This is a genomic window from Pseudophaeobacter arcticus DSM 23566 (assembly GCF_000473205.1).
Classification (GTDB): Bacteria; Pseudomonadota; Alphaproteobacteria; order Rhodobacterales; family Rhodobacteraceae; genus Pseudophaeobacter; species Pseudophaeobacter arcticus.
The window spans coordinates 1,474,878-1,487,509 of the sequence record NZ_KI421507.1 but is presented as its reverse complement, the minus strand read 5'-3'; the positions used below and the strand labels follow the sequence as shown (position 1 = coordinate 1,487,509).

13 protein-coding genes are annotated in these 12,632 nt (G+C 58.7%); 3 read left to right on the top strand and 10 right to left on the bottom strand.

Annotated features, from left to right (window positions below):
- Positions 1-88 precede the first annotated feature (88 nt).
- From ARCT_RS28805 to ARCT_RS0111100, 4 genes are all read right to left on the bottom strand, one after another.
- A complete protein-coding gene (locus ARCT_RS28805) occupies positions 89-694 on the bottom strand; it encodes a CatB-related O-acetyltransferase (RefSeq protein ID WP_027240141.1) in 606 nt (201 codons plus the stop codon).
- Between the two features lie 431 nt (positions 695-1,125).
- Positions 1,126-1,611 (bottom strand): 30S ribosomal protein S9, encoded by a 486-nt coding sequence (rpsI, locus tag ARCT_RS25880; RefSeq protein ID WP_036784764.1) that lies wholly within the window; start codon positions 1,609-1,611, stop codon positions 1,126-1,128.
- 5 nt (positions 1,612-1,616) lie between these two features.
- Entirely contained in the window at positions 1,617-2,075 is a 459-nt protein-coding gene (gene rplM / locus ARCT_RS0111105; protein ID WP_027240138.1) for a 50S ribosomal protein L13, read from the bottom strand.
- 299 nt (positions 2,076-2,374) lie between these two features.
- Positions 2,375-3,778 (bottom strand): aminotransferase-like domain-containing protein, encoded by a 1,404-nt coding sequence (locus ARCT_RS0111100; protein ID WP_027240137.1) that lies wholly within the window; start codon positions 3,776-3,778, stop codon positions 2,375-2,377.
- A 94-nt stretch (positions 3,779-3,872) separates the two neighbouring features.
- Here ARCT_RS0111100 and ARCT_RS0111095 point away from each other — a divergent pair, with 94 nt between their 5' ends.
- Positions 3,873-4,106 (top strand): DUF1127 domain-containing protein, encoded by a 234-nt coding sequence (locus ARCT_RS0111095; RefSeq protein ID WP_027240136.1) that lies wholly within the window; start codon positions 3,873-3,875, stop codon positions 4,104-4,106.
- A 307-nt stretch (positions 4,107-4,413) separates the two neighbouring features.
- The gene (gene speD / locus ARCT_RS28650) at positions 4,414-4,947 is read left to right on the top strand and encodes an adenosylmethionine decarboxylase (RefSeq protein WP_276202245.1); all 534 of its coding nucleotides are present in this window, start codon (positions 4,414-4,416) and stop codon (positions 4,945-4,947) included.
- A 50-nt stretch (positions 4,948-4,997) separates the two neighbouring features.
- Here the strand turns inward: speD and alr are convergent, their stop codons facing one another.
- The 5 genes from alr to ARCT_RS0111065 are packed head-to-tail and all read right to left on the bottom strand — an operon-like array spanning position 4,998 to position 10,716.
- Entirely contained in the window at positions 4,998-6,134 is a 1,137-nt protein-coding gene (alr, locus tag ARCT_RS0111085) for an alanine racemase (RefSeq protein WP_027240135.1), read from the bottom strand.
- Complete coding sequence (locus ARCT_RS25870; protein WP_205855523.1) at positions 6,127-7,356, bottom strand: amidohydrolase; 1,230 nt, start codon at positions 7,354-7,356, stop codon at positions 6,127-6,129. The genes alr and ARCT_RS25870 overlap by 8 nt, the downstream gene beginning before the upstream one ends.
- Positions 7,357-7,400: 44 nt before the next feature.
- Positions 7,401-8,426: a histone deacetylase family protein gene (locus ARCT_RS0111075; protein ID WP_027240134.1), complete on the bottom strand. Its 1,026-nt coding sequence runs from the start codon at positions 8,424-8,426 to the stop codon at positions 7,401-7,403.
- 22 nt (positions 8,427-8,448) lie between these two features.
- Complete coding sequence (locus tag ARCT_RS0111070) at positions 8,449-9,375, bottom strand: BKACE family enzyme (RefSeq protein ID WP_027240133.1); 927 nt, start codon at positions 9,373-9,375, stop codon at positions 8,449-8,451.
- Between the two features lie 3 nt (positions 9,376-9,378).
- On the bottom strand, positions 9,379-10,716 hold the full coding sequence (locus ARCT_RS0111065) for an aminotransferase family protein (RefSeq protein ID WP_027240132.1): 1,338 nt from the start codon (positions 10,714-10,716) through the stop codon (positions 9,379-9,381).
- A 167-nt stretch (positions 10,717-10,883) separates the two neighbouring features.
- Here ARCT_RS0111065 and ARCT_RS0111060 point away from each other — a divergent pair, with 167 nt between their 5' ends.
- Positions 10,884-11,852, top strand: coding sequence for a LysR family transcriptional regulator (locus ARCT_RS0111060; protein ID WP_027240131.1), 969 nt, complete (start codon positions 10,884-10,886; stop codon positions 11,850-11,852).
- On the opposite strand, the gene ARCT_RS0111055 is transcribed toward ARCT_RS0111060, so the two are convergent.
- On the bottom strand, positions 11,849-12,622 hold the full coding sequence (locus ARCT_RS0111055; RefSeq protein WP_027240130.1) for an amino acid ABC transporter ATP-binding protein: 774 nt from the start codon (positions 12,620-12,622) through the stop codon (positions 11,849-11,851). The two genes, ARCT_RS0111060 and ARCT_RS0111055, sit on opposite strands and share 4 nt — an antisense overlap.
- Between the last annotated feature and the right edge of the window lie 10 nt (positions 12,623-12,632).

Below are 12,632 nucleotides of genomic sequence, written 5' to 3'. Positions count from 1 at the left end.
CGCGGCCATAGCCGCAAGGTGTCTCTGCTCAGAAAAAAGGCCCCGCAGATCCGGGGCGCTTCTTAATCCTCTTGCGGCGAACCCGCTGCTAGGCGGCGGCATCACTCCCATCCGCAAAGACCACCAGGTCCGTCACGATTGCTTGCAACCCTTCGATCAATTCGGGATTTGGCACGGTCGACAATAGCGGCGCCATTTCCTCGATGAGTTCCTCAGGCAGGGTCCACCAAGCAAGCTTTCGAAGCGCCGCGATCATATCGTCTTCAAAACGCTTGCACTGGAATGTCGCTGGATTGCCGCCCCAAATTTCATAGGGACCAACATCCTTGAACACAGTGGCCGTGGCAGCAATGACTGCACCGTCACCAATGTTGACCCCCGGCATGATGGTCACCCCGTGACCAATCCAGACGTCGTTGCCGATCGTGACATCCATCAGCCCCTGATCCCCCTCCGCCAGTTGCTCATCCTGAAAGACCTGCGCCACAGGAAATGTGGCAATCCGGTTAATCTTGTGCTGCCCCCCAAGGATGATTGTCACATCTTCCGCGATCGAGCAAAACGAACCAATCACAACATTGGCCCCTTCTTCTGTATTTCGGAAACTGATGCCGTCATAACCATAGGTGAAACGGCCAATTTCAACTCTCCCGTTGCCAAGCGGTGCTTCTTTACTGCTCGAGACATTCAGCATTGGGTTCTCCTATAGGGGTACTCGTTCTGAGGCATGGCTCCTCTTAAACACAAAATGTTTGAACATTGTTTAAACGCTCGCCTCCCAATTGCCGCCCCTCAAGGCGCAGGCAAACGTGGTCAAAGCCAACCGTAAATCTTCGCGCATTGGGCTTGGGTCAGGTCAGGGCCAGCAGTTCAAGACCGCGTTGGCAGCCTTTTGCAAAGGCGCGGTCCAACAAAGCAAGAGCCCAAATTCAGCCAACACCGCAGGGGTCCCCTCAATAGTGTTACCCGCATATTGCCTGTCACTGGGTCGCGTGGTCACCAGCACCCCAGCGAGCTGTAGAGTTTTACCAAAACGGCCCAAGCCGGTTGGGATCAAATCGGCAGAGAGTTCAAAAAGAAAAGGGCCGCCCGAAGGCAGCCCCCAAAACCACATATGCGGTAAATTTAACGCTTGGAGAACTGGAAGGAACGACGCGCTTTGCGGCGGCCAAACTTCTTACGTTCAACAACACGGCTGTCGCGTGTCAGGAAGCCAGCGGCTTTCAGAGCACCGCGCAGGGAGGGGTCATACAGCTGCAGTGCTTTGGAAACACCGTGCTTAACCGCACCGGCCTGGCCGGAAAGACCACCACCTTTGACGGTCGCGAAGACGTCAAACTGGTCTTCGACACCGGCAACCGTGAACGGCTGACGCAGGATCATCTGCAGAACCGGACGGGCAAAGTAAGCTTTCATTTCTTTGCCGTTCACCACGACCTTGCCGGAGCCAGGCTTGATCCAGACGCGCGCAACCGCATCTTTACGCTTACCAGTGGCGTAAGAGCGGCCCAGTTCGTCACGAACAGGTTCACGGGCGATGATGTCTTCGGCGACAACCTCAACGCCTGCAACGGCGCTCAGCTCTTCGAGAGTGTTGATCTGATCAGTCATCGATATCAGCTCCGCGTGTTTTTCTTGTTCATGGACTTCACGTCCAGAACTTCGGGCGCCTGGGCTTCATGCCCGTGATCGGTGCCAGCATAGATGCGCAGGTTTGTCATCTGCTGACGCGACAGGCGGTTGCCTGGCAGCATGCGTTTGACGGCCTGATAGACAACACGCTCGGGGTGCTTGCCTTCCAGGATTTCCTGCTTGGTGCGGGACTTGATGCCACCGGGGTGGCCGGTGTGCCAGTAGAAGTGCTCTTCGCGCTTCTTGCCGGTCATCTGGATTTTCTCGGCATTGATCACGATGACGTTGTCACCCATGTCCATATGCGGAGTGAAGGTTGCTTTGTGCTTACCACGCAGGCGCATGGCAATAATCGATGCGAGACGGCCCAGCACGACGCCTTCGGCGTCAATGATGATCCATTTCTTGTCGATATCTGCCGGTGTAGCAGAGAAGGTTTTCATGGCAGGTCAATCCTGTTTGTCGTGACGACGCAGAACAAAGGTCCAGCGCCCGATTTGATGGACAGGGTTTACGGAGTTCCCCGCCCCGCGTCAATGCCGTCAAACATGTTTAAATTGTTTGTTTTCAAGTGTTTAAAAAATAGGTATAATAATACCCCAAAACGATTTACCAATCCAAGGCCAGCGCCGCCGCACCCGTGACATCTAAACACTATCGCCCCCCTCTATCTCCCCAAGTAGACTTTTTCCGCTCGCCAGAAGAGATTAAGAAACGCAAAACACCCCACCCGTCCGACGGGTCACACGCTGATTTGTTCGGGCGGGTTATCCAGCAGCGCGCGCAGCCGCTGCATGGCCTCTTCAAACCGTTTGAGACTGACATGGCCATTGACGCAGATGCGCACGGCATTGGGCGCGCGCCCATCACGCAGGGCAAATTCATCTGCCGACCGGATCTGAACCCCCTTGGCCTCGGCTGCACGGGTAAAGGCGGCTGAACGCCAGCCTGCCGGGAGTTTCAGCCATAAAAATGGCACCTCATCGTTCCAGACCAGCTCAAAACCGCCCAGTGTATTCACCGCAACACGGACGTATTTGGCCATTTCCTTGCGCACCTCCCGCGCCAGCTCCTTGGTACGGGGATCTGACAGCAGGATCCGGGTGACTTCCGCCAGAGGCTGCGCCAGACCAAAATAGCTATACTCCGCAGCCCGGCGCAGATCCTGCGACCGCCCCGTTGGCGCCAGAGCAAAGCCAACCCGCAGCGCCGGTGTCAGGTTCTTGGAAATCGAAAACACATGCCAGGTCATATCCGGCGCCAGCGCCCGGTAGCTTGGCGCCTTGGCCTCTCCCATGCGATAGCAATCATCCTCGACGATCTGCACCCCATGGCGCCGCGCAACTTCGACGATCTCTTGACGTCGTTTCAGAGGGGTAAACAGGCCGGTCGGATTGTGCACTTCTGGACTGGTACAAAGTACCTGCGCGCCAGACTTTCGAATCGCAAGCTCTAGCGAGTCTGGTACAATTCCCTGCTCATCCATCGCCACACCGACAACTTTGGCCCGCAACAGCTCTGCCGCCCGTCGGAACCCTGCATAGGAGAGATCCTCCACCAGGATCACCGGCTGCGGATCCCGCAGCAGCGTCTGCAACACGGTCAGGATACCATTTTGCCCCCCATGGGTCAGAACCACATCCGCCTCCCCCAATGGCCCCAAGGCATGCCCTTCCAGCCACTGCAGCACAGCCTGCCGTACCGGCAGATAGGCATCCCGCGTTGGGTAGTTCAAAAACAGCAAGGGATCCGCCCTGGAGACTTTCTCCATCGCCTCCCGCAGGGCGGAAACCTGGCCAACATCCACCATACGTGGACTAAACAGGCTGACATGATGCGGATCTTTGGCTTCTTGCAGGTGCAATTCGCGCGACCAGACATCATCCATGACGCGGTTTTGCTTTTCCGCGACAAAGGTGCCGCGGCCAACTTCCGCCTGCAACAGCCCCTCATCCGTCAGCAGCGTATAGGCGCGAGCCACGGTGCCCGGCGTGATCCTGAGCTGATAGGCCAATTCCCGCACTGGCGGCAACTTTGTGCCGCATTGCAATATGCCATCATCAACCGCCGCGCGGATGGTATCCGCGACCCGCTGGTATTTGGGTCCCGATTTACCGTCGAGGTCTGGCGACCAAATTGTACCCATTACAATCCATCCTTAGACAGCCACTTTTATTCATTGTATCAAGTTTACATAACAGACAATTGGGATTGTATCAACACAATAAAGGAAAACGACCATGACTTCTTCTGCAACCCAGAGCCCCTCGCACACCTCCTACCTGAACAGCCGCCCTGCTTTGCCGGTGCTGGCACAGGTCGCCGTTGCCTTTGCAGTCCTCGTCACCAAATGGTCCATCCGTCACAAGACGCGAACAGAGCTGCGCCATCTTAGCGCAGAGCAACTGAATGACATTGGGATCTCCCGCGCAGAAGCCCATTATCAAGCGACTCTTCCGTTCTGGCGCCCTTGATCCCCTGGGCAAAGGAACCAACTGACGGCCGGGGCATGTCCCCGGCCCTTTTTATTATGTCAGCCCCTTCATCACGGCTCTGCCCCTCACATCTTTGACGACCTGCTACCCAAGCCCGTCACGCCTGGCTGGCTTGCAGCGCGCCTGTGGCTCATGCTAGATGGAACCACGATTTTGGGACACCGCCCAAACCCTATCACCCGATCTTGTTGCGCTGCTGTTCCGCCCACCAACAGGACCCCGTCAAGCCCAGAGGTGCGCGTTGGATCAACCGGATTGCTCGGCACGGATACCCAAGGTGGCAGACGTGAGTGATACCACTGACCTCCCCCCCGGGTTGACGTCACAGCCAGCCCCATCACACACAGGCCAGGCAGACACAGGCCCGGCGGACACAGGCCGCCCCCGCCAGGCCACTGCGGCAACCTTGGTGGCGCTGGCGCAGGCCGATCGCACAGATCACTTTATCTGCCGTGACAATAAGGTCTTTGCCGGCACCCATCTCATCATCGAGGTGATGGAAGGGACCGGGCTGGACTGCGAAGCCCGCATTCAGGACGCTTTTCGTCGGGCAGCCGCCCTATGTGGCGCAACCCTGCTGCATATCCATACCCACAAATTCTCTCCGCAGGGTGTTTCGGGCGTTGCGGTTCTCGGGGAAAGCCATATCACCGTCCACACTTGGCCAGAGATCGGCTATGGCGCCTTTGATGTGTTCATGTGCGGCGATGCCGACCCCTGGAAGGCGGTTGAGGTGTTCAAAGACACCTTTGACACAGAGGAGGTCGCGGTACGCGAGCTGTTGCGCGGCGCCGAGCTGCTGTCAGGTCCCGGCGCTTAACCCGGCGCTTGCAATCGCGCCCTCGCAGCTGCCCCCACGACCGCCGCGCCCTAGACATTTGGGGCAGCGCGGTCACAAATAAAACGTGGATTGCGTTGCCCCCAATCGGAAAAGAGATCGGCCATGATGGTGCCGCTAAGCCGTTCAATCGTCTGGGATCCGATCTCTCGCCCCCCCTGCTGGCCAAAGGCGACCACCTCATCACTGATCGCAACCTCGGGCAGCTCAGTCACATCGGCCACGATGGTATTCATCGAGATCGCCCCCATCACCGGGCAGTTCTGTCCCCGGATCAGCACCTCGGCCCCCTGTGCAAGCTGACGGCTGTAACCATTGGCATAGCCCAAAGCAACGCTGGCAAGCCGCCTGTCCCGGCGCAAAACGGCGGTTCGATCATAGCCGATTGTGCTGCCTTTGGGGTAGGATCCGACGCTGATCACCTGGGATTTCAAGGTCAATGCGGGATGGAACTCTGCGCTGGGACCAGCGATGCCAAACAGGATGGCGCCACAGCGCATCATATCGACCTGCGGATCGCATCCAGAAGCCAGGGTCAATGTACTGCCGGCATGGGTCAAAACATCCTGACGCCGCAGGCTGCTATTGGCAAAAACCCAGGCAATATCCTGTTGAAATCTTGCAATATTTTCCGCCAGCTCATCGCTATGATTTGACGGAAAATGGGTGCAGAGCCCGACAATGCGCCCGGCCCCCAGTTTCAGAATATTGCCACAGGCACGCCGCCCCTGCTGTGTCGACAACTCCAGCCCATCGCGCGACATACCATTGGCATTCAATGAGATATGCAGCTTTGGCAGGGCTCTCCCCCCCAGCCTGTCCCGGATCGCCCGCAGCCCCTCTTCTGATCCTACCAGCTCTTCGACATCATCCCCCAGGGCGCTTTCGACCTCATCTGGTGTGGCCGTGCGCAGGCGCAGGATCGCCCCGCTAAAACCAGCCACCCGCACCGCGCGGGCCTCGGCGTTGGAAGAGATCCCGATATGGCGCACCCCCTGGGCCATCAACACAGGCACCACGTTTTCAATGCCATGCCCATAGGCATCCGCCTTGATAACGGCACAAAGCCGGGTCTGCGCAGGCAGCCGATCCAGAGTATGGCGCAGGTTCTGCGAGATCTGCACCGGGGAGATCTCGCACCAGGCGCTGTCGTTTGGGTGGTCAGTCATTGGGCACATCTGACAGCTGGAGGATTTTGGGCGCGGGATGAGCATCGCCTTGCTCCGCCAGCAGCTGGTCGACAATTTCAACCAACAGGGCCACGCCGATTGGGGTCAAGCCATCCGGGAAGTCGTAGTTCGGGTTATGCAACTGTGGCTGTGCTTCGCCGGATCCGATAAACACCATCGCCGCCTTGGCGCCATCCAGGCCAAAACGGCCAAAGTCTTCTGACCAGCGCATCGGATGGCGCATTGCCACTGTGGACAGGCCAAGGCTGGAGGCGGCCCTGGTGGCAATAGCGAGAGCGCTGTCCTCATTTACGGTGGCCAAAAACACATCGTGCCAAGTCACACTGCCAGACACATCCCCGGCCTGCTTTGCAGCCTTTGCCAAGGCCCGCGCCAGCTGCGCCTCTGCCTCCTGCACCAGGCGCGCCATCCTGGCATCGGTCTGGCTGCGCAGGGTCATGCGCAGCTCCCCGGCGCCCGGTGCGATGCCAAAACTTGCCTCGCCAAGCTGCGCATGGGTCAGTGTCGCCAGGGCAAAATCATCCCCCATTTCACCACCTGGACCCAGCAGTGGCAGGCGCTGCATCAGATCTGCGATCACCAAGCCCGGCGAGACCCCATCTTCGGGCGCTGCCGCATGGGAGGTTTTGCCGTCAAAGCGGATCTTCATCCCACGAGAGGCACAGTTACTCACCCCCTGGCACAGACCAATTTCACCTAAAGGTCGACCCGGAACATTATGATAGGCAAAGGCAAAATCAGGTCTCAGCTCCGGCCAGCGCGGGTCATTTATCACCGCAGCGGCCCCGGCGCCGGTCTCTTCTGCCGGTTGGAACAGCAGGATCACCCGGCCCAAGGCAGGGCGGGTTTTTAGCGCCAGCGCCACCCCCAGCACCATCACCATATGGCCATCATGGCCACACAGATGCCCCTTGCCATCCACCCGCGAGCGATAGGGCGCCTGCGAGATTTCAGGGATCGGCAAAGCGTCCAGCTCGCAGCGGATCATGACTGTCGGCCCGTCCTGCCGACCCCGGAATTCCGCCGCGACGCCATGGCCGCCAAGCCCGGTCCAGATCCGGTCCGCCCCGGCGCGCGTCAGCTCCTGAGTGATACGCGCCGCGGTTTCAGCCTCCTCGCCCGAGATCTCGGGGCTTTGGTGCAGCTCCCGGCGCAGGGACTGGAGATATGCCAACTGAGTGTTGGAGAGTGCGGTTGTCATGTCAGCTTCTTTCATTGTCGCGACCTTGGGCAGGCCGCTTTCCGTCAAGTGGCGCTTTGATAGCCTGTCAGGCAGCGGGTCAGGTTTTCGCCAAGACTGGCGCTCAGGTATCCGCCCTCCTGGACAAACAGCACCGGCAGGCCAAGATTTGCAAAGGCCGCGCCAATACGAGAGAACCCCTCTTTCGTCACGGCAAGCCCCTGAAACGGATCATCAATAGAGGCATCCAGCCCCAGAGCCACCACCACGACATCGGCGCCAAACAGGGTCACCCGTTCCAGCGCAACATCAAGCGCCTTGAGAAAGCCCTCATCATCGGTGCCGCGCGCCAGCGGCAGATTGAGGTTATAGCCCAGCCCCGCGCCCGCGCCACGCTCCTGGGCGTGGCCCCAGAAGAACGGGTAAAACCGGTCGGGGTCTGCATGAAGTGAGACGGTCAACACGTCATCACGATTGTAGAATATGCCTTGGGTGCCGTTGCCGTGATGCACATCCACATCGACAATCGCCGGCCGCAGCCCGGCTGCGGCCAGCCGTTGGGCCGCGATGCCGGAATTGTTCAGAAAGCAAAATCCCCCGGCCATATCGGCAAAGGCGTGATGCCCCGGTGGACGGGCCAGAACATAGGCGGATTGGCCGCCTTCGCGCAGGTGATCGGCACCTGAAATGGCCGATTGCGCCGACCAATAGGCCGCCTCCCAGGTGCCCTTGGCGATTGGACAGGCGGTATCTGCCTGATGGTAACCCGACTGGCCGGTGGCCGATTTGGGGTAGCTGTCGCTGCGGTTGGCAGGGTGAATATTGGGGATCACCTCTTCGCCTGCATCTTTGATATATTGCCAACGGCGGTAGATATTCTTGAGAAAGGTCAGATATTCCGCCGTATGCACCGCAGCAATCGGGCCGAGACCCGCATCCTGCGGCTCCGAGAATGTGCAGCCCGCCGCCAGTGCTCCGTTTTGAAGAACCTCAATGCGTTTGGGCTGTTCCGGGTTTGGCTGCGCCTTGCCGTTGGCCATAAAATGCTTGGGGTCGTGGTGCCATTGGCGCGCGTCAAAGATCGCTTTCATCTGCCTGTCCTTCTGTATCACTTTAAATCGCGGTGCGGTCAGCGCCTTTGAGGCCCAGCATATCGCGGGCCTCATCTGGGCTTGCCACCTCACGGCCAAGGTCTTCGACGATGCGGCGAATTTTGCGCACCTGTTCGGCGTTATCCTTGGCCAGAACCCCGCGCGAGATCATCAGACTGTCCTCCAGCCCAACCCGCACATGCCCGCCCATGGCGGCGGCCATGGTGATTAGCGGCATCTGCTGACGCCCCGCTGCCAGCACCGAAAACATGTAATCATCGCCAAACAGCTTGTCCGCGATCACCTTCATATGCATCAGGTTTTCCGGATCCGTCCCCATGCCGCCCAACACCCCAAAGACAAACTGAATGAACAGGGGCTTTCGCACCAATCCGCGATCGACAAAATGTTTGAGCATATAAAGATGCCCAACGTCGTAACATTCAAACTCAAACCGGGCGCCCCGCTCGACCCCCAGCTCGGTCAGGATACGGGCAATGTCGCGCGGGGTGTTCTTGAACACCAGATCATCCGAGTTCTCCAGAAATGGCTGTTCCCAGTCGTGTTTCCAGTCGGAAATCCGCGCCGCCGCCGGATAGAGCGCAAAGTTCATGCTGCCCATATTGAGGCTGCACATCTCCGGTTCGACCCGTTTGGGGGCGGCCAGGCGGTCATCCAGGGTCATCACCGCGCTGCCCCCGGTTGAAAGGTTCAACACCGCATCACAGGATTGTTTCAATTGCGGCAGGAAACTCATAAAATCCTCTGCGCGGGCCGAAGGCTGGCCGGTCACGGGATTGCGCGCATGAAGATGCAGGATCGCTGCACCTGCCGCGGCTGCGCCCTGCGCCTGATCAGATATTTCCGCAGGCGTCACAGGCAGATAGGGCGACATCGACGGCGTATGGATAGAGCCGGTGACGGCACAGGTAATCAGAATTTTGCGCATGGGTCAGCCTGCCTTTAGTTCGGAATGGATGTCCTGGCTGAACTGAACCAGGCTGGCATCAAGACCCTCGATGATTTCGTCGATATGCTCCGCGTTCACGATCAGCGGTGGGCAAACCAGGATGTGATCCCCCTCGGTGCCATCGCGCGTGCGTCGCGAATAGACAATCAGCCCCTTTGCATAGGCCAGATCGACAAAGCGCTGATGGGCATTCAGCCTAGCCGGGAGCGGCGCCTTGCTGTCCCGGTCGGCCATAAATTCAAAGGCCGTCAGCAGCCCCTTGCCGCGCACATCGCCAATCAATTCATGCTTTTGCATCAATCCATTGAGCCGTGCCAACAGGCTCTCGCCCATTTTGGCGGCATTGGCACAAAGCCCGCTTATTTCGATGGTATTCACCACCGCCAGCCCGGCGGCGCAGGCCAGCGGGTTGCCAGCATAGGTAAAACCATGAGCAAAGCCGCCCTGCGCCAGTATCGGCTCAACCAGGCGCTCATCGGCAATCACCGCCCCCAGGGGCATATAGCCCGCGCCCAGCCCCTTGGACATCACCACAATGTCGGGCTGCGCCTGCCAGTGATCCGAGCCGAGAAAGCTGCCGGTACGGCCGGCCCCGGTCATCACCTCATCCATGATCAACAAGATGCCATAGCGGGTGCAGATCTCACGGATCCGCTCCATATAGCCCTCGGGCGGCACCAGCGCGCCAGTGGAGGCGCCACCGACAGGTTCGATGATAAACGCAAGAACAGTTTCGGGGCCTTCGGCAATGATCTTTGCCTCCAGCATATCGGCATAGTGGTGGCCGGTGGTCGGATCCTCGGGGTTGAGCCCGTCCAGATAGGCCCGGGGCGCGGGGATTTTCGGCATGTCCTGCATCATTGGCGCAAAGGGTGCGGTCAGCGGGCGATAACCGGTCAGGGCCAGGGCACCCAATGTGCAGCCATGATAGCTGGGCGCACGCGAGATGACTTTCCAGCGGCTGCCCTGATCACTGGCCAAGGCATATTGCCGGGCCAGCTTGGTGGCGCTTTCCACCGCTTCAGAGCCGCCAGACACAAAGAACACCCGGTTCAGATCGCCCGGCATCAACCCGGCAAGCTTCTGCGCCAATTGTTCGGAGGCTTCGGTCTCAAAATGCAGCCGATAGCCAAAGGTGGACTTTTCCATCTGGCGGCGCATCGCGGTCAGCACCTCCTGGTTGGAGTGGCCGATATTGCAGACCATCGCCCCCGACGAACCATCCAGATAGCGCTTGCCATCCTTGTCCCACATATAAACGCCGCGCGCCTGATCCAGAACCGGCCTGCGCCCCTGCGCCTGATAAAATAGATTGCTCATTCTTTGCTTTCCATGTGCCTGCCGCTGTGGTGTCCAGCCCTGACATCGTCGCGCTATAGAAGTGCGGCAAAGATGCGGGCAGCCGGAATGCGGGCTTGAAGGAACCATGCGAGAGCCCTTAGTATAGATCAAATAGATAATTGGAATTCTTGATATAGAGACGAGCTATGCGCGAAGATGACCCTCACTACCAACCGGAACGGATCGCCCGCGAGCTGGACTGGAACCTGTTGCGCACCTTTGTTGTTCTGGCTGAAAGCCACTCTGTCACCGATGCCGCAAGCCAGCTACGGCTCAAACAACCCTCTGTTTCTACGGCGTTAAAACGGTTGGAGGACCGGGTTGGCCGCAAGCTGATAAACCGCTCTCCCGGCCATTATGCGCTGACGGAAGCGGGGCGATTGCTGTACCGTGAGGCGGTGGAGATCAATGGTTCGGTGCTGCGGTTGTCGACCCTGATGCGCGAAATGACCGATGATGTCCGCGGCCATGTCCGGATTGCCATGGCCAGCCATGTGGTGAGCCCATTGATCAACCAGGCTCTCACAGGATTTCACCGCGACCACCCGCTGGCCACGCTCAAGATCGAGGTGCTGTCCAGCTCCAAGGCCATTGCCGAGGTCGCCGCAAAACGCGCCTCCTTTGCCATCTGCCTGGTTGGGGATCACCATCCGAATCTGGAATACCGGCGGGTCTTTCGCGAATATTTTGGTCTGTTCTGCGGCCCGCCGCATCCGCTGTTTGGCCGCGACGATCTGACCATCGCGGACCTGGAGGGGCATTCTTCGGTCAGTTTTGAGACCGACCGGCTACAGGATGTTTTGAAACCCATCACGGTGATGCGGGCGCAGGCCGCCCTGGGGCAGAAAATCACCGGCGTCTCAAGCCATCTGGAAGAGGTGCGCCGGATGATCTTTTCGGGCCTAGGCGTTGGCCCGCTGCCCATTCACGTGGCCGAACGCGATGTGCAGGACGGACAACTGTGGCAGGTGCCCCCCTACAAGGATCTGCCCGCCATCGACGTCTATCTGGTCTGGAGCGAAAACGCGACCAAGAACCGCGCCGAACAGATCCTGATTGATCGGCTGATTGCTGAAATCGACAAGACCCCGATTGAACAGCGTAGTTATCGCTAGGCGTTCTGGCCAGCCAGATGTTTGCGCAGGAAATTCTGTGTGCGCGCGCTCTTGGGATTGCGAAAGATCACCTCTGGTGGGCCTTCTTCAACTACAACCCCCTGATCCATAAACAAAACCCGATCACAAACGCTTTCGGCAAAGCCCATCTCATGGGTGACAATGATCATGGTCATGTGCTCTTCGGCGAGCTGTTTCATCACCAGGTTCACCTCTTCGACCAGCTCTGGGTCCAGCGCCGATGTCGCCTCGTCAAACAGCATCACCTTGGGCTTCATCGCCAAAGCCCGCGCAATTGCCACCCGCTGTTTCTGTCCACCCGAAAGCTGCGAGGGGTAGTAGTCGATCCGTTCAATCATGCCGACCTTGGTCAGCTGCTCCTCCGCCAGGGCGTTTGCCTCTGCCTCGGACAGACCTTTGAGCATCTTTGGCGCCAGGGTCACGTTTTCGCGCACTTTCAGATGCGGAAACAGGTTGAAGTGCTGGAAAACCATGCCAATTTCCTGGCGCACCTCATTGATATGACGTTCATATTGACGATGGGGCAGATCCATATTGATCTGCTTGTCCTCCAGCCAAATCTCACCGCCGGTCAGCGGATCCAGGTCATTGATCGCCCGCAGCAGGGTGCTTTTGCCAGAGCCCGACGGGCCGATAATGGCAACGATCTGCCCCCGCTCCACCTGCAGGTTGATATCTTTCAAAACTTCCAATGTGCCAAAGTTCTTTTTGGCGTGACGGATATCGATGAAAGGTTTCTGCTCGCTCATGTCTTTCTCC

What these genes read in the sequence shown, in the direction of transcription:
- ARCT_RS28805 (WP_027240141.1), bottom strand. Translation starts at nt 694, where the DNA reads ATGCTGAATGTCTCGAGCAGTAAAGAAGCACCGCTTGGCAACGGGAGA.
- rpsI (WP_036784764.1), bottom strand. Translation starts at nt 1,611, where the DNA reads ATGACTGATCAGATCAACACTCTCGAAGAGCTGAGCGCCGTTGCAGGC.
- rplM (WP_027240138.1), bottom strand. Translation starts at nt 2,075, where the DNA reads ATGAAAACCTTCTCTGCTACACCGGCAGATATCGACAAGAAATGGATC.
- ARCT_RS0111100 (WP_027240137.1), bottom strand. Translation starts at nt 3,778, where the DNA reads ATGGGTACAATTTGGTCGCCAGACCTCGACGGTAAATCGGGACCCAAA.
- ARCT_RS0111095 (WP_027240136.1), top strand. Translation starts at nt 3,873, where the DNA reads ATGACTTCTTCTGCAACCCAGAGCCCCTCGCACACCTCCTACCTGAAC.
- alr (WP_027240135.1), bottom strand. Translation starts at nt 6,134, where the DNA reads ATGACTGACCACCCAAACGACAGCGCCTGGTGCGAGATCTCCCCGGTG.
- ARCT_RS25870 (WP_205855523.1), bottom strand. Translation starts at nt 7,356, where the DNA reads ATGACAACCGCACTCTCCAACACTCAGTTGGCATATCTCCAGTCCCTG.
- ARCT_RS0111075 (WP_027240134.1), bottom strand. Translation starts at nt 8,426, where the DNA reads ATGAAAGCGATCTTTGACGCGCGCCAATGGCACCACGACCCCAAGCAT.
- ARCT_RS0111070 (WP_027240133.1), bottom strand. Translation starts at nt 9,375, where the DNA reads ATGCGCAAAATTCTGATTACCTGTGCCGTCACCGGCTCTATCCATACG.
- ARCT_RS0111065 (WP_027240132.1), bottom strand. Translation starts at nt 10,716, where the DNA reads ATGAGCAATCTATTTTATCAGGCGCAGGGGCGCAGGCCGGTTCTGGAT.
- ARCT_RS0111060 (WP_027240131.1), top strand. Translation starts at nt 10,884, where the DNA reads ATGCGCGAAGATGACCCTCACTACCAACCGGAACGGATCGCCCGCGAG.
- ARCT_RS0111055 (WP_027240130.1), bottom strand. Translation starts at nt 12,622, where the DNA reads ATGAGCGAGCAGAAACCTTTCATCGATATCCGTCACGCCAAAAAGAAC.